We start from the raw sequence: 22,345 nt of genomic DNA, 5'->3' as shown, positions 1-22,345 counted from the left end.
GTTTGGATAATCATAAATTACTGATAAGGAAACAGCCATGTCAGAGGTACTGAAGCATGATATCGACTCAGTCGAAACTGCTGAGTGGATAGATGCCATAGAATCTGTGATCAAAGAAGAAGGCGTAGAGCGTGCCCAGTTTTTGTTAGAGCAGGTTATCGCTAACGCTAAGATTGATGGTTTATCTGCCGCTGGCGGGGCCATTACCACGGATTACATCAACACTATTGCGGTTGGTGAACAGCCTGAATACCCTGGTGACAGCGTGATTGAACGTCGGATTCGTTCTATCATTCGTTGGAATGCGATTATGATTGTATTGCGTGCTTCTAAAAAAGACTTAGACCTTGGTGGCCATATGGCTTCTTATCAGTCTTCAGCGGCCTTTTATGAAGTTTGTTTTAACCACTTCTTCCGTGCGCGTAATGAGCAAGACGGTGGTGATTTAGTTTATTATCAAGGGCATATTTCTCCAGGGATTTACGCTCGAGCTTTTGTTGAGGGGCGTTTAACTGCCGAACAGCTTGATAACTTCCGCCAGGAAGTGGGTGGTAATGGCCTGAGCTCTTATCCGCATCCCAAGTTAATGCCAGAGTTTTGGCAGTTCCCAACAGTATCGATGGGTCTGGGTCCTATTTCTGCGATTTATCAAGCTCGTTTCTTAAAATATCTGACAGGACGTGGTCTTAAAGATTGTACCCAACAACGGGTATACGCCTTCTTGGGTGATGGCGAGATGGATGAGCCAGAATCACGCGGCGCTATTTCTTTTGCTGCACGCGAGAAGTTAGACAACTTATGTTTCTTGATTAACTGTAACTTGCAGCGCCTTGATGGTCCGGTTATGGGGAACGGTAAAATCATTCAAGAGCTTGAAGGCCTATTCAGAGGCGCTGGCTGGAATGTGATTAAGGTTGTTTGGGGGAGCGAATGGGATAGCCTACTGGCTAAAGATAGTTCCGGTAAATTATTGCAATTAATGAACGAAACCATTGATGGTGATTACCAAACCTTTAAGGCTAAATATGGTGCCTATGTGCGTGAGCACTTCTTTGGCAAGTACAGCGAAACCGCTGAGCTAGTTAAAGACATGTCTGACGATGAGATTTTTGCCCTGCGTCGTGGCGGACATGATCCAGTTAAGCTTTACGCCGCCTTTGATAAAGCACGTAATACTTCAGGTGTTCCAACGGTTATTCTAGCTAAAACCGTGAAAGGTTATGGCATGGGCGAAGCCGCACAAGGTAAGAATATTGCGCACGGCGTGAAGAAAATGGATATGAACTATGTTCAGCAGTTCCGCGATCGTCTCGGTGTTGATGTGAGCAATGATGATTTACCTAGTTTGCCTTACATTGAGTTAAAGCCCGGCACTCCAGAGCACGATTATTTGCATGCTCGCCGTAGCGAATTGAAAGGTTACACGCCAACTCGTTTAACTAAGTTTAGCCAAGCTTTAGATATTCCCGAGTTGAGTGAGTTTGATGCCTTATTAGGTGAACAAAAACGCGAAATCTCAACTACGATGGCTTACGTTCGAGCCTTGAATGTGATGTTGAAGAACAAAGGTATTGGCAAAAATATCGTACCAATTATTGCCGATGAAGCGCGTACTTTTGGGATGGAAGGTTTGTTCCGCCAAGTGGGTATCTATAATCCAGGTGGTCAGGTTTATACTCCGCAAGATAGAGAGCAGGTGTCTTACTATAAAGAAGATACCAGCGGTCAGGTCTTGCAAGAAGGGATTAACGAACTGGGGGCGATGAGTTCTTGGGTTGCAGCTGCAACGTCATACAGCACTAACGATGTACCCATGATCCCGTTCTACATTTACTACTCTATGTTTGGTTTCCAACGTGTCGGTGATATGTGTTGGATGGCCGGTGACCAACAAGCACGTGGTTTCTTATTGGGTGCTACGGCAGGTCGAACCACCTTGAACGGTGAGGGCTTGCAACATGAAGATGGTCACAGCTTAATTTTAGCGAATACCATTCCAAACTGTCTTTCTTACGACCCAAGTTTTGCTTTTGAAGTGGCGGTTGTATTACAAGACGGTTTACGTCGGATGTACGGTGAGCAAGAGAATGTTTATTACTACTTGACCTTAATGAATGAGAATTACCATCAACCTGCGATGCCAGAAGGTGCAGAAGAAGGTATTCGTAAAGGTATCTACAAGTTTGAAAGTAATCAGGGTAGTAAAGCCAGTGTTCAATTACTGGGTTCAGGTACCATCATGCAGCAAGTATTAAAAGCGGCTAAGGTATTAAGCGAAGAATACGATATTGCGTCTGATGTATTTAGTGTGACTTCGTTCAACGAGTTAACTCGTGAAGGGCAAGCGATTGAGCGTTCCAATATGCTGCACCCTGAAGCTGCTGAGCAAGTTCCATTTATCACCGAAACTTTAAGTGATTTGCCAACAATAGCGGCTACCGATTACATGAAGCAATACGCTGAGCAAGTTCGAGCCTATGTGCCGGGTAGCTATAAAGTTTTGGGAACTGACGGTTTTGGCCGCAGTGATAGCCGTGAAAACTTGCGTCGTCACTTTGAAGTGAATGCCGATTATATTGTGGTTGCCTCGCTAGCTGAACTAGCCAAAGCAGGTACTGTTGATAAGAAGTTAGTTGTTGAAGCAATTGAAAAATATGGCATCGATGCTGACAAAGTTAACCCTCTCTACGCGTAAGGGCGAAGTGATATGAGTATTGAAATTTTTGTACCTGATATTGGTGCCGATGAAGTCGAAGTGACCGAAGTTCTTGTCCAAGTAGGCGACAGTGTAGAGTTAGAGCAATCGCTTATTTCGGTTGAAGGCGACAAAGCTGCGATGGAAGTTCCGGCATCGCAGGCTGGTGTGGTGAAAGAAATTAAAGTTGCGGTGGGTGACAGTGTTGCCACCAACAGCTTGATTATGATTTTTGAAGCAGCAGGTAGTACCGCTGCGGAGGCCTCAACTGAGGCGGCTGCTCCAGTTGCAGCCGAGCCTGCAGCCAGTGCGGTCGAGCCTGTTCATGTTCCCGATATCGGCGATGATGAAGTAGAAATTACTGAAATCGCAGTGAAAGTGGGTGATGTGGTTGAAGCGGAACAGACCCTGATTTCTGTTGAAGGTGATAAAGCGGCGATGGAAGTTCCTGCGCCTATCGCCGGAACCGTGAAGTCGATTAGTGTTGCAGTTGGCGATAAGGTGACCACCGGTTCGTTGATTATGGAATTTGAAGTGGCGGGTAGTGCACCTGCTGCTAGCGCTCCTGTTGCAGCTTCTGCGCCAGCAGCCCCTGCCGCGAAACAAGAACAACAAGTCGTTATTCCAGATATTGGTGATGATGAAGTTGAAGTGACTGAAGTTGCGGTCGCGGTCGGTGACAGCATTGAACTGGAGCAAACTTTAATTTCGGTTGAAGGCGACAAAGCGGCGATGGAGGTTCCGGCACCGTTTGCTGGCGTTGTGACTGCACTTAAGGTTGCTGTTGGCGATAAAGTGAAAACGGGTTCGTTGATCATGCTGTTTGAAGTAGAAGCGGCCGCTCCTGAGGCTCCAGCTCCAACAGTCGCCCCAGCAGCAGCGCCTGCAGCGGCGAAACCAAGCCCAGCACCAGTGGCGGCTTCAGCATCGGCGCAGGCCAGCGAATTTGTCGAAAATAACGCTTACTTCCATGCCTCTCCGGTGATCCGCCGTTTAGCCCGTGAGTTTGGCGTTGATCTCGCTAAGATTAAAGGCTCGGGCCGTAAAGGCCGCATCGTTAAAGAAGACGTACAAGCTTATGTCAAGCAAGCCGTTAAACTATTAGAGTCGGGCGCCAAGGCTGGCGGCGGTTCTGGTATGGACGTTATGGCGTGGCCAAGTGTAGATTATTCGAAGTTTGGTGAAGTGGAAGAAGTGCCACTTTCCCGAATTCAGAAAATATCGGGCCCTGCACTGCACCGTAACTGGGTTAAAATTCCACACGTTACTCAGTTTGATGAAGCTGATATCAGCGAAATGGAAGCTTTCCGTAAAGAGCAAAATGTGATTGCTGAGAAGCAACAAATGGGGTTCAAAATTACCCCGTTGGTGTTCATGTTAAAAGCTGCTGCGAAAACTTTGGAAAGCTTACCCAAGTTTAATTCGGCTTTATCGGATGATGGCAATAGCCTAATTATGAAGAAGTACATTCATATTGGTATTGCGGTAGATACGCCAAACGGTTTAGTCGTACCGGTGGTCCGTGATGTCAATAAGAAAGGTATTTATCAACTCTCTGAAGAGCTGGTTGAGATTTCTAAGAAGGCACGAGCGGGTAAGTTGACGGCTTCAGATATGCAAGGCGGCTGTTTTACTATTTCTAGCCTAGGCGGAATTGGCGGAACGCAATTTACACCTATTGTGAATGCGCCAGAAGTGGCAATATTAGGGGTATCGCGTAGCGAGATGAAGCCAAAGTGGAATGGCAAAGACTTTGTGCCTAAGTTGATGTTGCCATTGGCATTATCTTACGACCACCGAGTGATTGATGGCGCTGATGGTGCTCGTTTCATCTCTACGCTGAGTGGTTTATTGGGCGATATTCGCCGATTAGTACTTTAGTCAGTTGGGCTGGGTGTTTTGCATCCAGCTCTTCTTTTTTATCGTGATTAACCGTAAACTCAGTTGAGCTGTATGTACGAATACAAATACCCTACAGCGGCTTAACAACATAACAATACCAAGAGGTCATCGATGAGTAAGGAAATTAAGACCCAGGTGGTAGTACTAGGAGCAGGCCCTGCAGGTTACTCTGCCGCCTTCCGTGCTGCTGATTTAGGTTTGGAAACTGTAATTGTAGAACGTTACGCAACCCTTGGCGGAGTCTGTTTAAACGTAGGCTGTATTCCATCAAAAGCATTATTGCATGTTGCTAAAGTGATTGAAGAAGCAAAATCGCTGGCCGAACATGGCATCGTTTTTGGTGAGCCTCAGACTGACATTAATAAAATCCGTACCTGGAAAGAGAAAGTGATTAGCCAGTTGACGACTGGCCTTTCTGGTATGGCTAAAATGCGTAAGGTTCAAGTTGTACAAGGATTGGGTAAATTTACTGGCGCAAACTCTTTAGAAGTTGAAGGTGAAGAGGGTGTCACTACCATTAACTTTGACAATGCGATTATTGCCGCAGGCTCGCGTCCTGTGAAGTTGCCATTTATCCCGCATAACGATCCGCGCGTATGGGACTCAACTGATGCTTTAGAGCTGAAAGAAGTTCCGGGTAAGTTGCTAGTGCTAGGTGGTGGTATTATTGGTCTAGAAATGGGCACAGTATATGGAGCCTTAGGCAGTGCAATTGATGTTGTAGAATTTGCTGACCAACTAGTTCCAGCTGCCGATAAAGATGTAGTGCGGGCATACACCAAGAAGGTGAAAAGCAAGTTCAACATTATGCTAGAAACGAAAGTGATAGCCGTCGAATCGAAGACCGATGGTCTATATGTGACTTACGAAGGTAAGCAAGCGCCACATGAGCCGGTGCGTTACGACGCTGTATTAGTTGCAGTAGGTCGGGTTCCAAATGGTCTTGGCTTAGATGCGGAAAAAGCCGGTATCGAAGTGACGGAGCGGGGCTTTATCGAAGTGGATAAACAGCTGCGTACTAACGTACCACATATTCATGCGATTGGTGACATTGTGGGTCAACCGATGTTGGCGCATAAAGGGGTGCACGAAGGCCACGTGGCTGCGGAAGTGATTTCTGGTAAGAAACATTTCTTCGATCCTAAAGTTATTCCTTCGATTGCTTACACCGAGCCAGAGATGGCATGGGTTGGTTTAACCGAGAAAGAAGCCAAGGCGCAAGGTATTAACTACGAAGCCTCGGTGTTCCCATGGGCCGCTTCTGGTCGTGCGATTGCTTCTGATTGTCCCGATGGGATGACCAAAATGATTTTTGATAAAGAATCAGGTCGAGTGATTGGTGGTGCCGTTGTGGGGACTAACGGTGGTGAATTACTCGGTGAAATTGGTTTAGCAATCGAAATGGGTTGTGATGCCGAAGATATTGCCTTGACCATTCATGCTCACCCAACTTTACATGAGTCGGTTGGCTTGGCTGCTGAAGTATTTGAGGGAAGTATTACCGACTTACCAAATGCTAAAGCCAAGAAAAAGAAAAAATAGACCGAAAACCTCTAAATATATAGTTTAATAAAGGCAGCCTCGGCTGCCTTTATTGTTTTTATTTTCAAGGAATGAATGATGCGGACGCTATGCAATAGCTTGGTTTTTCTGGTTTTGGTGAGTGTCTCGTCCAGCCTTATGGCTCGACCCAAAATCGGTTTAGCCTTAAGTGGAGGAGGTGCAAAAGGTGCCGCTCATCTTGGTGTGATTCAGTTACTTGAAGAATATCATGTGCCCATCGACTATGTCGCAGGCACCAGTATGGGGGCGTATTTTGGAGCGATGCTAGCAATGGGCTACAGCGCTCAAGAAATTGAGCTGCGCACTTTTGCGCTGAATTGGGCACGTGGTTTTGTGGATGATGTGACGCGCAGTGAACTGTCGTTACGCAGCAAGAAACAGCAAGATAATTATCAGATCCCACTTCCGATAGGATTGAATAAGCAAGGTTTGCAGATGCCTAAGGGGGCAGTGCAGGGGCAAACCATGGCTGAATTATTAAGAGATGCAAGTGGTAATTTGGAGGCGCTGAGCAGTTTCGATCAATTAGCGATTCCCTATCGCGCGGTTGCTACCGATATGGCGACGATGCAGCCTTATATCTTAGGTCGCGGCGATTTGGCGGTGGCAATGCAGGCTAGTATGTCGGTACCAGGGGCGCTTCGTCCTGTAGAGCTGGATGGTAAGTTATTAGCTGATGGTGGGGTTGTAAATAACCTGCCAGTCGATGTGCTGCAGCAGATGGGCGCAGATATTATTATCGCGGTAGACATTGGTGACCACCTTAAACCACAAAGTGAATTGTCTACCGCGATGGCGATGGTCGACCAGCTATCGACCTTCTTGACTCGTTCCGGCACCGAGCGGCAAATAGCATTGCTTGGTCCTGATGATCTGTTAATCAGTCCAGACATGAGTGGCATCGATACCGCTGACTTTGGCTTGATGCCGCTAGCGGTCGAACGCGGTAAGCAGACCGCGCGTGATCACATCGAACAATTAGCTAAACGTTTAAACTTATCTGCACCAGCTGAAGACTATGCTAAGTATCAACAACAGGTGGCTCAGCGACGGGCACAATTGAAGCTGCATGAGCGCTTCCTCGTCAGTCGGGTTGAGTTAAATAATCATTCAGCTTTAAGTGACCAAGTGATATTAACCCGTTTGCAGCTGCAAACCGGGGAGTTGTTATCGAAGGCCGAATTGGAACAGCGGATCCGGCAACTATATGCTTTGGGTACCTTTGAACGGGTTGATTACCGGATCAGTAGCGACCATGGCGATAATGTCATCTACCTCGACACCCAAGAAAAAAGTTGGGGACCTGGCTATTTCGATATGAAGTTTGCGTTACAAGAGAACTTTGTCGATCGAACCGAGGTTAATTTGGGCTTGGGGTTTAGCTTAAGCAACTTAAATGATTTAGGGGCCGAATGGCGAAGCGAAATCGAGATGGGCGAGATAAAACGAGTCTTTACTGAGTTTTACACGCCAATGAGTGATAATTTGCGTTATTCCTGGGCTCTTTCAGCTGAATATGAAAAACGCAGTCGCCGACTATATGACGAGATAGAAGGTAGTGAGTATCTTGATGCCGACTTTAGCGACACCAATTTAGCTAGCGAGCTGGCGTGGAATCGAAGACCTTGGCAGGAATGGGTGATGGGGGTCGCGGTTACACGAGGGGAGGTTAAAGCTGCAAGTGTGAATGCAGCGGCTAATTATTGGTTGTACGGGCCTTACTTCAGCTTTAGTTTCGATACCTTAAATAGTTGGGCCTTTCCTACGGACGGTAAATTATTTGAGGCCAGCTTGTATATTGATCACGAAAATATTGATGACTACTCCAGTGCTTTTGCGCCTAGCTTTGAGGCGCGCTGGAAATTGCCCTTTGGTCAAGATCAACATCATTTTAATTGGTTTGGTGAATACGGTAGTACCGGTAGTGACTTTATTATTCCAACTGACGCCCAAGATTTAGGCGGCTTCTTACGTTTATCGGGTTTTCAATATGAACGCTTATCTGGTCGTTATAAGGCTTTGAGTGGTTTGATGTACTTTTATCAGTTGCACGATTATCAATCCCCGATATTGCAGGCACCGATGTTTGTTGGTGGTTCTTTGGAAAATGGTGGTGTTTGGAACGAGTCCGCAGATATCTCTCTGGGGAGTTCAATTTGGGCCGGTAGTGTTTTTGTCGCCTTAGATACCAGCTTATTGGGCCCTGTGGTCTTGTCCTATGGGCATAATCGGCAACAGCAATCCTTATATATATTTATTGGCAATGACTTCTAAAAATCCACTAAATGTGAACAAATTGTAACTTTTAGCTCTGTGGCTAAAGTATAATATTAATCTTAATCTATTGTTATATAAGAGTTAAATGATTTTACTGGCGTTTTAGCTATGAGCGTTATATTTTAATTTATGGTTAAAAAGGCTATAATGTCAGCCTGTTCGCCAGCCATATCTATGGCATATGAATACGGATATCCCTTAGGGGCATTATTACAATAAGGAGTGAGTCGTGCTAAAAAGCTACCGTAAACACGTCGAAGAGCGTGCTATTGAAGGTATAGTACCTAACCCCCTCAATGCTGAACAAACTGCCGGATTGGTCGAGTTATTAAAAGCTCCCCCTGCTGGCGAAGAAGCATTCTTACTAGATTTATTAGCCAATAGAATTCCACCAGGTGTTGATGAAGCCGCTTACGTTAAAGCAGGCTTTCTTGCTGCTGTAGCAGCCGGGGAAGTTAGCTCACCTATTGTGTCTCCGAGTTACGCTACCGAGTTATTAGGCACTATGCAAGGTGGCTATAATATCCAACCTTTAATTAGTTTGCTCGAGAACAAGCAACTCGCTCCGATTGCGACTAAAGCATTATCACATACCTTATTAATGTTTGATGCCTTTCATGATGTGGAAGAAAAAGCCAAAGCGGGGAATTCTTTTGCCCAGCAGGTGATGCAAAGTTGGGCCGATGCCGATTGGTTCCTGAGTCGTCCTCAAGTCGCCGAAAAGTCTACGTTAACGGTATTTAAAGTGACTGGCGAAACCAATACCGATGACTTATCTCCAGCCCCCGATGCGTGGTCGCGCCCTGATATTCCCCTACATGCGCTGGCGATGCTGAAAAATGCTCGTGATGGTATTGAGCCCGATGATGCAGGTAATATCGGTCCGATGAAACAAATTGAAGCACTTAAACAGAAGGGCCATCCTTTAGTTTATGTGGGTGATGTTGTGGGAACCGGATCTTCACGTAAATCGGCAACTAACTCAGTATTGTGGTTAATGGGGGATGATATTCCTTATGTTCCTAATAAACGGGCTGGTGGTTTTTGTTTAGGTGGAAAAATTGCACCAATCTTCTTTAACACCATGGAAGATGCTGGAGCCTTACCCATTGAGCTTGATGTTGAAGCGCTGAATATGGGGGATGTGATCGACATTTACCCATTCACTGGAGAAGTAAAAAAAGCTGGAACCGATCAGCTGATTACGACTTTTGAACTGAAAACCGACATATTGCTCGATGAAGTTCGCGCTGGTGGTCGGATCCCACTGATTATTGGTCGTGGCCTAACGGATCGTGCGCGTATAGCAATGGGTTTGGCGCCTTCAGAGGTATTTAAGCGTCCGCAAGATGTTGTCGCTTCTAGCAAAGGTTTCACCTTAGCGCAGAAAATGGTCGGTAAAGCCTGTGGTGTTGACGGTATTCGTCCCGGTCAATATTGTGAACCTAAAATGACGACTGTTGGGTCACAGGATACCACTGGGCCAATGACCCGCGATGAGTTAAAAGATTTGGCTTGTTTGGGCTTCTCTGCAGACCTCACTATGCAGTCTTTTTGTCATACTGCTGCCTATCCAAAACCAGTTGATGTGACCACTCACCATACTCTTCCCGATTTCATTATGAATCGTGGTGGCGTGTCGTTACGCCCAGGGGATGGGGTGATCCACTCTTGGCTAAATCGGATGCTGTTGCCTGATACCGTGGGAACTGGTGGGGATTCGCATACTCGTTTTCCTATTGGTATCTCATTCCCTGCGGGTTCTGGTTTAGTTGCGTTTGCGGCCGCGACTGGCGTGATGCCCTTAGATATGCCTGAATCTATTTTGGTTCGTTTTAAGGGAGAAATGAAACCGGGGATCACTTTACGAGACTTGGTACACTCGATCCCTTATGCGGCAATTAAGTCTGGTTTGTTAACGGTTGAGAAGCAAGGTAAGAAAAATGCTTTCTCGGGTCGTATTTTAGAGATTGAAGGTTTAGAGAACTTAAAAGTTGAACAAGCCTTTGAGCTATCTGACGCTTCAGCAGAGCGCAGTGCTGCGGGTTGTACCATTAAATTGGCGAAAGAGCCGATTATAGAGTACTTAAACTCGAACATTGTGATGCTGAAATGGATGATATCCGAGGGTTATGGTGATCGTCGGACCATTGAGCGACGTGTGACTGCGATGCAAGAGTGGATCGCTAATCCAGAGTTGATGGAAGCAGATAAAGACGCTGAATATGCTGAAGTGATTGAAATCGATTTAGCCGACATCTCTGAGCCAGTACTGTGTGCGCCTAATGATCCGGATGATGCGCGTTTGTTATCAGACGTTGCAGGGCAAAAAATCGATGAAGTTTTCCTCGGTTCGTGTATGACTAATATTGGTCATTTCCGTGCCGCAGGTAAGTTGCTCGATAAGCATAAAGGTGCGCTGCCAACTCGGATGTGGGTTGCGCCACCGACAAGGATGGATCAAAAACAGCTTACTGAGGAAGGTTACTATGGTATTTATGGTCGTGTAGGCGCACGTACCGAAATACCGGGTTGTTCTTTGTGTATGGGGAATCAGGCTCGTGTTGCCGATAATTCTACGGTAGTTTCAACCTCTACTCGTAACTTTCCAAATCGTCTTGGCACCGGGGCCAATGTATACTTGGCATCGGCCGAGTTGGCTGCGGTTGCAGCTATTTTAGGGAAGTTGCCTACACCAGAAGAGTATTTAACTTACGCGAAGCAGATCGATGCAACGGCTGCTGACACTTATCGTTATTTAAACTTTGATCAAATAGGGGACTACACCAAGGTGGCGGATGAGGTGATTATTCAAACCGCAGTGTAAATTAAATGCCGTTGTTCACTAAAACGCAGCTTAAGGCTGCGTTTTTTTTGCTTAATTTATAAAAAAATCATTAGATTTACTGTCGAAATAGTATATTTTTGTAAAACATTTAATGATAAATCATAAAATTTTCATAATAAACGATATTATACACTACCGATGTTGGATAACTTTAGCATTTACTGGTATAAAGGGTGGGCTAGACTTGACTAGCTCATTTGCTTGCTTTTGGGAAACAATATGTCCTTTAATGATGTTGTTATAGTCGGTCCTTTGACCGTAGATATGAGTCAAAATAGTATTGCGTTTAAGGATAAAAGTGCCTACTTGGGACCATTAAGAACCCACCTGTTGGGATATTTGTGTAAACACGTGAATCAAGTTGTTGGAAGAGACGACTTGTCTGACGCCGTATGGGGGCGCAGCGTTTCCGACCATACGATTAATCAGCACATATCCCAGTTACGTAAGGTGATTACCACTTTAAATAATACTGATTTAACTATCGCAACGATTCCAAAGAAGGGCTACATTGCGCGTTGTGAAACGCTTGCTAAACAAGCCAGCAGTAAACCTGAGTTGGTGGTGACTCAGCCGAAGGCTTTATTGCTTAGTGATCTGAAAACTTGCCAATTGGTTCGAACGATGAAAAGTGAAGGCGAGCTGAAAGGCCTCGATACGTTTTCCGACATTGCTCGCTTACCAGAACATTTAATGGTTAATGAATACCAAGTCATTATTGTTGATATGGATCTACCGCAAGGTGCTGGGCCTCAGTTGATTAAAACTACCCGTACTGGCCAAAGCTTACTTAGTTCTGATATTGCAATATTAGCTGTATCCTCTGAAGCTAATAATCAACTACTTGGATTTAATGTATTAATGGACGTACAAGGCTTAGTATTAAAGCCATTCAATGGTGCGTTACTTGAAAAACAGATTAAATCAGCTATGTTGACTCGTTTTAAACTGAAGCCAAATGCTGCTTATGAGTTAGTGCCTACTTTGCTTCATAGTCGTGTCGAGGTAAGCTTACAGACACCCTGTATATGTAATTAGATTAAAACTTATGGAATTGACAATACGCCGTTCTTTAGACGGCGTTTTTTTTATTGATTGTGGAGACGAACAACGCTGCTTTTCGATGTGGTTGGAGCGTGAGCTTAATCATGATCAGCATTTTGTTCAGCATTTGCTTGAACAGCTTGAATCATTAAAGGCCTTAGATGAACTGCGTATCGATAGTGCTGAGTTTCGGTTTGTAGCAAACCTTGATGAAGTCGTGATTTCGATATCGACCGATGGCATCAGCGAGTCATCGCAAGCTTTCGAGCATGAATTGAACCTTGATACCGCGCAGAGTGCCTGTGGATATGAAGATTTCATTGCCTTGTTACAGGCCATCATTCGCTATTAAAGGGCGTTATCTGGCAACTATCTTATGACTGGTATCCAGAAGATGGTTTGCCTAATGAGGTGTTTGAGGGCTTGTCTTAAGGTTCAGAGCCCTCAACTAACTATATCTGCGATTTAACATCAATAAAGCTAATTTTTATTGTGATAGTTTTTCAACTTGGATGCTTGAGTCGTTCAAGCCACCCCCCCGTTTGCTTTCTCGTGCTAAATTGTTCCTGCGACGGTTCAGTTTTCTCCTGGGTTTATGCTAGAAGCTGTCACCTTTCTTCTATTTGAGATCTTTGTATAGATCCTCATCTAGGACCCTTTCCTATTGATTGACTTAGCGACTTCATTCGAGCTTGTTATTTGGCTCATATTTCCATCAATGACAGCCAAGTGCACTTAATTAGTGCTTGTCAATGGATACCTGCGAAAGTGTGACCCAACTTGGGTCAAGCAGAAAAATAATAGCACCTAATTGGTGCGAACGACTATTTCATCCGAATGCAATATATTGTTAACTTATTGAATTTAATGCTTAAAATCGTATTGGCATGGCGTTTGTTAGTACTTATATGAGAAACGTTAATCGATGACTCTTTGGAGGAGCTCAAATGAAACTAATAAGCGCGATAATCAAGCCATTCAAATTGGATGACGTGCGAGAAGCCATTGCTGAAGTAGGTGTTGATGGTTTGACTGTATCAGAGGTGAAAGGCTTTGGTCGTCAGAAAGGTCATACCGAATTATACCGCGGTGCAGAGTACCAAGTAGATTTTCTACCCAAAGTTAAACTGGAAATTGCAACCAGCTCTGAAAATGTCGATCGCATTATCGAGGCAATTTCTAGCGCGGCTTACACCGGCAAGATCGGTGACGGTAAGATTTTTGTTTACGACTTAAGCAATGTGGTACGGATTCGTACTGGCGAAATGGATGCAGAGGCTATTTAAGTACAACTTAACTAGCTATTTAATAAGGATTACGGGGAAGTAATAATTATGGAAAACGAAATTTATCAACTGCAATATGCGATGGACACCTTTTACTTTTTGGTGTGTGGCGCGCTGGTGATGTGGATGGCTGCTGGTTTCTCAATGTTAGAAGCTGGCTTGGTTCGAGCTAAAAACACCACTGAAATTTTAACCAAAAATATCGCGCTTTACGCAATCGCTTGTATCATGTATTTGATTTGTGGTTACTCAATCATGTATGGCGGCGGTATATTCCTCTCTGGTATAGAAGCCTTCGATTTGGCGGGTGTTTTGTCAGCTAAGCAAGAAGCAGGCTTTGACGGTGGTAGTGTTTATTCAGCGGCTTCAGATTTCTTCTTCCAAGTGGTATTTGTGGCAACCGCAATGTCAATCGTATCGGGCGCTGTAGCTGAGCGTATGAAGCTTTGGGCATTCTTAGCATTTGCCGCTGTTCTTACTGGTTTCATCTATCCGCTAGAAGGTAGCTGGACTTGGGGCGGTGCTGATGTATTTGGTTTATACAACTTAGGCGACCTTGGTTTCTCTGACTTCGCAGGTTCTGGTATTGTTCACCTAGCGGGCGCAGCTGCGGCACTTTCTGGCGTTTTATTACTGGGTGCTCGTAAAGGGAAATACAGCAAAAACGGTGCGGTTAACCCAATTCCTGGTTCTAACATGCCATTGGCGACAGTTGGTACCTTCATTTTATGGATGGGTTGGTTTGGTTTCAACGGTGGTTCGGTGTTGAAATTAGCCGATGCTGCCAACGCTCACTCAGTTGCAATGGTATTCTTGAACACCAATGCTGCTGCGGCCGCTGGTGCTATCTCTGCGCTCATCGTCTGCAAATTGACTTGGGGCAAAGCTGACCTAACTATGTTATTAAATGGTGCCTTGGCCGGTCTTGTCGCGATTACTGCTGAGCCTTCTACGCCAACAGCGCTTGAAGCAAGTATTTTTGGTGCGGTTGCTGGTGTATTGGTTGTTGCTTCAATTGTGTTCTTTGATAAAGTTAAGATTGATGATCCAGTCGGAGCTATCTCGGTTCATGGTGTGGTTGGTCTATTTGGTTTGATGATTGTTCCATTGACTAATGATGGTACAAGCTTTACGGGTCAAATAGCGGGTGCATTAACCATCTTTGTTTGGGTATTCGCAGCGAGCTTCATCGTATGGAGTATCTTGAAAGCGGTCATGGGGATCCGAGTTTCTGAAGAAGAAGAGATGAGCGGTATGGATATGCATGACTGTGGTATCGATGCTTATCCTGAGTTTGTTACGGTTAAGTCTTCTAGCTAAATTCTAAATGCTATCATTAAGGCTCGCATCTGCGAGCCTTTTTTGTTTTTTGCGGATGGTGGATTTAACGAACCCATGTTAACATTAAGTTAAATGCAAATCGTTTTTATTTGATATCTGTATGACAAGGATGGTGTTGTGAAATATTCAGTGTTTTTAATTATAACGATGTTGACTAGTCTGCTGGCTCAGCCTTCATTTGCAGCGCAGGAAGTCAATCTCTACTCTTACCGTCAACCTAGTTTATTGCTACCTTTAACTGACGCTTTTACCCAGCAAACGGGAATTAAAGTGAACGTGGTGCATGCTGAAAAAGGCTTAGTCGAGAAAATTAAAGCCGCTGGGGCGAACAATCCAGCTGACTTGGTTCTTACTGTCGATATCGGTCGTTTAGAAGAAATTCGCGCGGCGGGTTTATTTGCCGCGGTTGACTCTCCCATCCTAAATTCGGTTGTTCCTGCCAATCTACGTCAGCCAGACAATCTTTGGTTTGCGCTTACTACCCGGGCTCGGGTGGTTTATGCCGACAAAGATCGCGTCGCTCCAGGTGAACTCCAGTCCTTGAATGATTTAGCCGATCCGAAGTGGAAGGGGCGGATCTGTACTCGCTCAGGTAAACATGTTTATAACATTGGTCTGATCGCCTCAGTGATTGCTGAAGATGGCGAGGCTGTTGCGGAAAGTTGGTTACGTGGCTTAAAGGCCAATTTAGCGCGTAAACCTCAGGGGAATGACCGTGCTCAGGCCAAAGCGATTTTTGAAGGTCAATGTGATCTGGCTATTGCAAACCTTTATTATATGGGAAAAATGTACTACAACACTAAGAGTCCTGAGCAGCAAGAATGGGCCGAACAGGTGCGAGTTGTGTATCTGGATCAACAAGTGGGTGGGCGCGGTCAGCACATCAATATTTCGGGGGCGGGTTTACTGAAAACCGCTAAACACAAACAAAATGCAATTAAGTTGCTGGAATTTTTGGTGGGCGAACAAGCGCAAACCTTATACGCAACTGCTAATTTTGAAGAGCCGGTTCGTCAAGGGATCCAAACTGACGAGTATATTGAGAGTTTTGGTCAGTTTAAAATTGACCAAGTTTCTTTACAAGCCGTGGCTGAGCAGCGTGCTGCAGCTGCTCGTCTCGTGGATCGAGTGGGTTTCGACCTGTAAGGCATGTTTAAGCCTTAGCTCCTTGTTAGTGAATCAAAGCTGGCCCTTGGTCAGCTTTTGCGATTCAATCCGCCGTCATCGTATTTAGGAAACTATGAACATCGTTACCAAGTTTACGCAGAGGCGTTTTTTGGCAAAATGGGTGCTGACCGATCCTTGGGTTTGGTGTGGTTTGGTTATCGCATTGTTGGCACTGATGCCTATTGCTACTTTGTTCACTTTAGCCTGGGCAAGCAATCAGCAGATCTGGCAGCATCTATTGGATACGGTATTTTGGGTTTATTTAAAAAACACCTTAATACTGTGCCTGGGCGTTGCACTATTCACTAGTGTCATTGGAACTGGTGCAGCATGGTTAGTCACGCGCTTTGATTTCCCTTTAAAGTCGTTACTGGTGTGGGCTTTATTACTGCCGCTAGCTGTGCCCAGTTATATCTTAGCCTTTGTGATTACCGATCAGCTTGAGTACGCAGGCTTTGTTCAAAAAAGCTTAAGACTGCTGTTTGGCTGGCAGACGGCGCGCGAGTATTGGTTTCCTGAGATCCGCTCTATTGAAGGGGCAATTACAGTACTAAGTTTAGTGCTTTATCCCTATGTCTATTTATTGGCTCGGGCGGCTTTTGTTGAGCAAGCAGCGCAGTTGTATGAGATGAGTCGTTGTTTGGGTAAAAGCCAGACGCAAAGTTTTTTTAGAGTCGCTTTGCCCTTAGCCAGACCCGCGATTATTGTCGGGGTTACCTTAGCATTGATGGAAACTATTAATGAATTTGGCACGGTGGAGTTTTTTGCGGTGCCAACATTGACCGCAGGGATTTTCGATGTCTGGCTTAACATGAGTAGTTTGTCTGCTGCAGCGCAACTGGCTTTAATGTTAGTTAGTTTTTCGATTATTTTACTTGCTTTAGAGCGTTATAGCCGGCATGCGGGCAAGTTTTATAAATTGACTGGCCAATCCACTGCCATGTTTGCTGAGCCGCTAACTGGCAGTAAAGCCTATCTCGCCACCTTTCTGTGTGTATTGCCAATCGGTCTCGGTTTTATATTACCAGTAACGGTGCTGATTCATTATGCTTTGGGTAATCTTGACGCTGGCCTGGAACAATATTTAAGTAATGCTTGGAATAGCTTTTCTTTAGCAGCCATGGCAGCGTTGTTTACAACGGCTTTAGGTTTGCTGCTGGCTTACGGTGTTCGCCTATCGAAAAGCCATAAGATGCGCAGTTTAGCTGAACTAGCGACTCTAGGTTATGCCATTCCGGGGGCGGTATTAGCGGTGGGGATCCTCTATCCTTTGGGCTTACTAGACAACGCCATCGATGGTTTAATGATCGCCTGGCTGGAACATCCGGTTGGATTAATATTTACTGGCAGCAGTGCTGCATTGGTATTGGCTTACGCCTTGCGTTTTATCGCCTTAAGTTATCGAACGCTAGATGCCAGTTTGACTAAAATCACCCCTGAGATGGATGATGCTTCGCGGGTATTAGGCAGTCGTTCGGGAAGAACCTTATGGCGTATTCACTTCCCTTTGCTCAGACCAAGCTTACTGACGGCGATGTTGTTGGTTTTTGTCGATAGCATGAAGGAACTGCCCATCACTCTTATTCTAAGACCATTCAATTTTAATACTTTGTCCACCCAAGTGTGGGACTTAGCCTCATTAGAACAGTTAGAACAGAGTGCTTTGGCGGCACTCACCATTTTGCTGGCTGGTATTATTCCGGTGATCATCATGAGCCGCAATATTGGTTTATCAGAGCCTCGTCGATAAGGAAGTTTAGCCTCCATGAGTATAGAGTTACGCCAAGTTAATCATTACTACGGTAAGCAGCAAGCACTAAAAGATGTTAGTTTAACGGTGGATAGCCACCAAATTGTTGCCTTACTTGGGCCATCAGGTTGTGGAAAAACCACCTTACTAAGATTGATTGCTGGTTTAGAACGTTTGCAAAGCGGTGAGCTTTATTTGCAACAAAAATTAGTGGCAGCGCCCGCTAAAGGGATTCATCTGCCTCCTGAGCAACGTGCGATAGGCATGATGTTCCAAGACTACGCGCTCTTTCCGCACATGACTGTTCGCGCTAATATTGAATATGGTTTCGCTACTCGTCAAGACCTACCGCAACGACGTCAATGGGTTCAAGATAGCTTAGCAAACATGGGCATGAACGGTTTGCTGGAGCGCTTCCCACACACTTTATCCGGAGGTCAGCAGCAACGTGTCGCCTTACTTCGGGCGCTTGCTCCTGAGCCAAGTACGCTGCTACTTGACGAACCATTCTCGGCCTTAGATGAGCATTTACGTCAACAGGTGCGAGAAGAAACCCTCGATATTTTAAAGAAGAGTGATACGCCGGCGTTAATGGTCACCCATGATCCTTTCGAGGCAATGTTTATTGCCGATCGAATTGTCGTGATGGAGCAGGGTAAAATCATTCAAGATGACACGCCACAACAACTCTACAATCAGCCAAAGAATGCTTTTGTTGCCGCTTTATTTGGCCCGAGTAATCGATTTTCCTCCAAGGTGCGGCAAGGAAAAGTGGTGACGGCTCTGGGCTCATTTGCGGCAGAGCAATTTGCCGACGAGCAAGCAGTTGAAGTGATCGTGCGGGCCAAAGATGTCATGGTTCATCAACTCGAAAATAGTGAGATGATTGAAGCAACTATCATTTCAGTTCATCCCATGGGTAACGAAACCCATTTTAGGCTACGATTAGCCGCGCTACCAGAGCAGGTTTTACATGCTCGCATGCGCGATCATTGGCAGGCTGAACCTGGGGTTAAAGTTTGGTTATCGGTGGAACATTTAGCGGCTTTTGTCTTCCCCAAAGCTTAGTTTGGGGAAGGGGCCATTAGGTGCTAACTGATTTCGAATAGTTCTTTGACTGATTGAAATACGTCAGCAATGTCAATTTGACGGGTAGGGGTGATAAAAATGGTATCGTCTCCGGCAATGGTGCCAAGGATCCCTTCGGCCTTACCTAAAGAATCCAATAGGCGAGCAATTAATTGTGCAGCCCCTGGGCTGGTATGAATGACAATTAGTGCATCGTTGAAGTCCATTTCTAAAACCAAGATTTTAAGTTGGCTAGAAACGGTCGGGACCCCCAATTCGGCAGGTAAACAGTAAACCATTTCCATCTTGGCATTGCGGGTGCGAACCGCCCCAAATTTGCTCAACATTCGTGAGACTTTAGATTGGTTAATGTTTTCAAAACCTTGCTCCTGCAAGGCGGTCACGATTTCAGCTTGCGAACCAAATCGTTCTTCTTTTAACAGTGATTTAAAGGCTTTTATTAACTGTTCTTGTTTATCGCTATATTTCATCGGTGATCCGAGCTTATAAATCCGCAGTTATTGTCGCCAACTTTAACTCTTATATCAACTTTATTCCCCTTTTGTGCATATAAATGCATAGTTTGGCACACTATTCGGTAGTGAAGTTCTCGCTATGAGTTGTTCGAGTGAGCAAAGCTGCATTATCATAGTTATAAAGACATGATGAGTAATCACTTATGCGCTGCAAATTTTTGTTATTTCTATCCTTAATATTGATACATTTTGCTCAGGCAGAGGAGCTACCATTACGGGTTGTCACCGAAGCTTCATATCCGCCTTTTGAGTCGTTTGACCAAAATAAGCAGCTGGTGGGTTTTGATATCGATCTCGCGAAGGCCCTCTGTATGCAGATGAAAAGAGAGTGTCAGTTTTATCACCAACCCTTCGATAGTCTATTGGGCAGTGTGGCGGTTGGGCACTATGATTTTGCGATTTCAGCCTTGGATATTACTGAGCCTCGCCAGCGTTTAGTGAATTTTAGCCACGCTTATTTTGACAATATCGCAGTCTATATTACCAAAGCTGAGTATAAGCTCACATCTCAGTCGGTGGTTGCAGTACAGAATGGTTCCAGTTTCCAGCGTTTCTTGCGTCGCCAACGTAAAGCCATATTCTCTATTTCTTACCCTAGTTATCAATTGGCTTTGCAGGATTTGCTGCAAGATCGTATTGATGCTGTGCTGCTGGATTCTGCTGCGGCGCATTATTGGTTAGTAAAACACCCACAATATGTGCTCCAAACTGATAGAACTTATCCAGCAAGTGGTTTAGGTATTGCTGTGTCGAAACAAGATCAGCGTTTACTCCAGAAAATTAACGACGCATTGAAAGTGTTAAAAAGTAATGGCGAGTATCAGGCTATCTACCAAGCTTATTTTAAGTAGCAAATACAGTTAGACCAAGGTCTAAAACGGGTTGTTAAAGTGTGATTGAGTCGGTCTTTTAGTGTTTTATAGTTGCTTTAAAAATGTTGCTAAATTGTATTTCTTTATAGATTCCGCTATCTTGTGTGTGTCTTTAAAGATTACCCCTCTACCACAATAAAAAAGCATGGAGAAGTTGGATGAAAGTAGCCGTATTAGGTGCCGCTGGCGGAATAGGTCAAGCCCTTTCATTACTATTAAAAACTCAATTACCTGCGGGTTCTGAACTTTCACTTTATGATATCGCTCCTGTTACTCCTGGGGTTGCGGTTGATTTGAGCCATATCCCGACTCAAGTCGCAATACAAGGATTTGCAGGAGAAGACCCGACACCTGCCTTGGAAGGTGCTGACATTGTATTAATTTCAGCGGGTGTGGCGCGTAAACCTGGAATGGATCGCTCTGATTTATTTAACATTAATGCAGGTATTGTTAAAAATTTAATTGAAAAAGTTGCCGCGACTTGCCCAAGCGCGTGTATTGGTATTATCACCAACCCTGTCAATACGACTGTGCCTATTGCCGCGGAAGTACTAAAAAAGGCGGGTGTTTACAATAAGAGTAAACTTTTTGGGGTGACAACCCTCGATGTGATCCGCTCAGAAACTTTTATTGCGGAAGCCAGAGGCCTCAACCCTGCAGATATAAAACTTAATGTGATTGGTGGTCACAGCGGGGTGACAATTTTACCTTTGCTATCGCAACTAGACGGTATTGAATTTAGCGATGATGAAATCGCTGCCATGACCACGCGAATTCAAAATGCGGGCACCGAAGTCGTGGAAGCCAAAGCTGGTGGTGGCAGTGCTACGCTTTCGATGGGGCAGGCCGCAGCACGTTTTTGTCTCTCTTTAGTGAAAGCTGCGCAAGGTGAAGACGTGATTGAATGTGCCTATGTTGATGGCGGCAGTGAGCACGCTCAGTTCTTTGCTCAACCAGTTCGCTTAGGTCCGCAAGGCGTGGTTGAAATTTTACCTTATGGTGAAATTAGCAGCTTTGAAAAATCAGCTATCGATGGCATGTTAGATACCTTACATGGTGATATCGATAAAGGAATTGAATTTGTGAGTTAATCTTAGCGAATTCAGGTCAAGGAGTGCTTGCACTCCTTTTTTGTATTTGAAAAGTCGCTTTAGTTTTGTTTCAAAGTGCCGATAGCCTAGAGGTGAACGGTATAGGAACGGCAAATGAACAAGTATCTTCCCCCATTGTTACTGTTGGCGAGCTTAACGACTCCGGTTTTGGCTGAACCTATCGAGCCCTTGTCGGTGGATGCTGAATCCGAGCAAACTGCTGCACCAACTCAAATAGTTGATTCCACAGAGTACACTAGCCCTTCTGATATTGACGCGGTTCAGCTTTATAAACAAGGGGAGCTGATTTCTTGGATTAATAAAAATCAGCATCTGGCTCGCGTTAAAGCCGATGATTGTCAGTTGGTCGAAGATATTGAGGCTCGCGCCGAAAAAGTTGCAATTCCTGCCTATCAATTTTTATGGGGGGATATGCTGGCTTGGGGGGTCTGCGTGGAAGCAAACCCTGAACTAGGTATCATGTATATGTGGCGAGCCGCCAATCAAGGTTTAGCGGCAGCGATGGAACAACTGGGTCGTTATTATGCGACAGGAACGTTGGTGCAACAAGACGTGACCAAGGCTATTCCCTTGCTACGTGAAGCGGCTGGTCAGGGTTTTTTACCTGCTCAGTTGCGCTTGGTTTCCTTGTACGTTGAGGGCGAGGGCAGTCCTTATGATTACGAAGATGCCTATCGTTGGTTACATCATTCGATTATTGCAGACAAAAAGACTCACCTTCAGGCCAGTCAATTATTGGCGTCTTTGGCCCAAAAAATGCCTGATTATGTGGTCGAAAAAGCTAAAGCAAGCAACCAACCCTACTAAAGCCTTACTTAAAGCATTACCATAGGGCTATTCTATAAGGAATATCCCTTTATTTGCTCAACTTAGCAGGTTAGTTA

The 22,345-nt window shown here is 45.0% G+C and carries 16 protein-coding genes; 15 read left to right on the top strand and 1 reads right to left on the bottom strand.

The window, feature by feature from the left end:
* Positions 1-37 precede the first annotated feature (37 nt).
* The 12 genes from aceE (at position 38) to ACRRSX_RS18700 (ending at position 18,941) form a co-directional block, all read left to right on the top strand.
* Positions 38-2,695, top strand: a complete 2,658-nt coding sequence (gene aceE, locus ACRRSX_RS18755) for a pyruvate dehydrogenase (acetyl-transferring), homodimeric type (protein WP_432456064.1) — start codon at positions 38-40, stop codon at positions 2,693-2,695.
* Positions 2,696-2,707: 12 nt separating this feature from the next.
* Positions 2,708-4,576, top strand: a complete 1,869-nt coding sequence (gene aceF, locus ACRRSX_RS18750; protein ID WP_432456065.1) for a pyruvate dehydrogenase complex dihydrolipoyllysine-residue acetyltransferase — start codon at positions 2,708-2,710, stop codon at positions 4,574-4,576.
* 132 nt (positions 4,577-4,708) lie between these two features.
* Positions 4,709-6,139 carry a dihydrolipoyl dehydrogenase gene (gene lpdA, locus ACRRSX_RS18745; RefSeq protein WP_432456066.1) on the top strand — a complete coding sequence of 477 codons (1,431 nt, stop codon included), beginning with the start codon at positions 4,709-4,711 and terminating at the stop codon, positions 6,137-6,139.
* A 75-nt stretch (positions 6,140-6,214) separates the two neighbouring features.
* On the top strand, positions 6,215-8,434 hold the full coding sequence (locus ACRRSX_RS18740; protein ID WP_432456067.1) for a patatin-like phospholipase family protein: 2,220 nt from the start codon (positions 6,215-6,217) through the stop codon (positions 8,432-8,434).
* Between the two features lie 232 nt (positions 8,435-8,666).
* Positions 8,667-11,264 (top strand): bifunctional aconitate hydratase 2/2-methylisocitrate dehydratase, encoded by a 2,598-nt coding sequence (gene acnB / locus ACRRSX_RS18735; RefSeq protein WP_432456068.1) that lies wholly within the window; start codon positions 8,667-8,669, stop codon positions 11,262-11,264.
* Positions 11,265-11,504: 240 nt separating this feature from the next.
* Positions 11,505-12,323 (top strand): winged helix-turn-helix domain-containing protein, encoded by an 819-nt coding sequence (locus ACRRSX_RS18730; RefSeq protein ID WP_432456069.1) that lies wholly within the window; start codon positions 11,505-11,507, stop codon positions 12,321-12,323.
* 10 nt (positions 12,324-12,333) lie between these two features.
* Positions 12,334-12,681 (top strand): YacL family protein, encoded by a 348-nt coding sequence (locus ACRRSX_RS18725; RefSeq protein WP_432456070.1) that lies wholly within the window; start codon positions 12,334-12,336, stop codon positions 12,679-12,681.
* Positions 12,682-13,276: 595 nt separating this feature from the next.
* Positions 13,277-13,615, top strand: a complete 339-nt coding sequence (locus ACRRSX_RS18720; RefSeq protein WP_016400812.1) for a P-II family nitrogen regulator — start codon at positions 13,277-13,279, stop codon at positions 13,613-13,615.
* 48 nt (positions 13,616-13,663) lie between these two features.
* The gene (locus ACRRSX_RS18715; RefSeq protein WP_432456071.1) at positions 13,664-14,935 is read left to right on the top strand and encodes an ammonium transporter; all 1,272 of its coding nucleotides are present in this window, start codon (positions 13,664-13,666) and stop codon (positions 14,933-14,935) included.
* Positions 14,936-15,073: 138 nt separating this feature from the next.
* Positions 15,074-16,102 carry an extracellular solute-binding protein gene (locus ACRRSX_RS18710; protein WP_432456072.1) on the top strand — a complete coding sequence of 343 codons (1,029 nt, stop codon included), beginning with the start codon at positions 15,074-15,076 and terminating at the stop codon, positions 16,100-16,102.
* A 94-nt stretch (positions 16,103-16,196) separates the two neighbouring features.
* Entirely contained in the window at positions 16,197-17,873 is a 1,677-nt protein-coding gene (locus tag ACRRSX_RS18705; RefSeq protein ID WP_432456073.1) for an ABC transporter permease, read from the top strand.
* Positions 17,874-17,888: 15 nt separating this feature from the next.
* A complete protein-coding gene (locus tag ACRRSX_RS18700; RefSeq protein ID WP_432456074.1) occupies positions 17,889-18,941 on the top strand; it encodes an ABC transporter ATP-binding protein in 1,053 nt (350 codons plus the stop codon).
* 23 nt (positions 18,942-18,964) lie between these two features.
* On the opposite strand, the gene argR is transcribed toward ACRRSX_RS18700, so the two are convergent.
* Positions 18,965-19,432, bottom strand: a complete 468-nt coding sequence (argR, locus tag ACRRSX_RS18695) for a transcriptional regulator ArgR (protein WP_432456075.1) — start codon at positions 19,430-19,432, stop codon at positions 18,965-18,967.
* Positions 19,433-19,620: 188 nt separating this feature from the next.
* Here argR and ACRRSX_RS18690 point away from each other — a divergent pair, with 188 nt between their 5' ends.
* The 3 genes from ACRRSX_RS18690 (at position 19,621) to ACRRSX_RS18680 (ending at position 22,268) form a co-directional block, all read left to right on the top strand.
* Positions 19,621-20,328, top strand: coding sequence for a transporter substrate-binding domain-containing protein (locus ACRRSX_RS18690; RefSeq protein WP_432456076.1), 708 nt, complete (start codon positions 19,621-19,623; stop codon positions 20,326-20,328).
* A 179-nt stretch (positions 20,329-20,507) separates the two neighbouring features.
* The gene (gene mdh, locus ACRRSX_RS18685; protein WP_432456077.1) at positions 20,508-21,440 is read left to right on the top strand and encodes a malate dehydrogenase; all 933 of its coding nucleotides are present in this window, start codon (positions 20,508-20,510) and stop codon (positions 21,438-21,440) included.
* A 114-nt stretch (positions 21,441-21,554) separates the two neighbouring features.
* On the top strand, positions 21,555-22,268 hold the full coding sequence (locus tag ACRRSX_RS18680; protein ID WP_432456078.1) for a tetratricopeptide repeat protein: 714 nt from the start codon (positions 21,555-21,557) through the stop codon (positions 22,266-22,268).
* The last annotated feature ends 77 nt before the right edge of the window (positions 22,269-22,345 follow it).

It is taken from the genome of Agarivorans sp. QJM3NY_30 (assembly GCF_050870855.2).
Classification (GTDB): Bacteria; Pseudomonadota; Gammaproteobacteria; order Enterobacterales; family Celerinatantimonadaceae; genus Agarivorans.
This window is presented reverse-complemented; position numbering and strand designations above follow the sequence as displayed.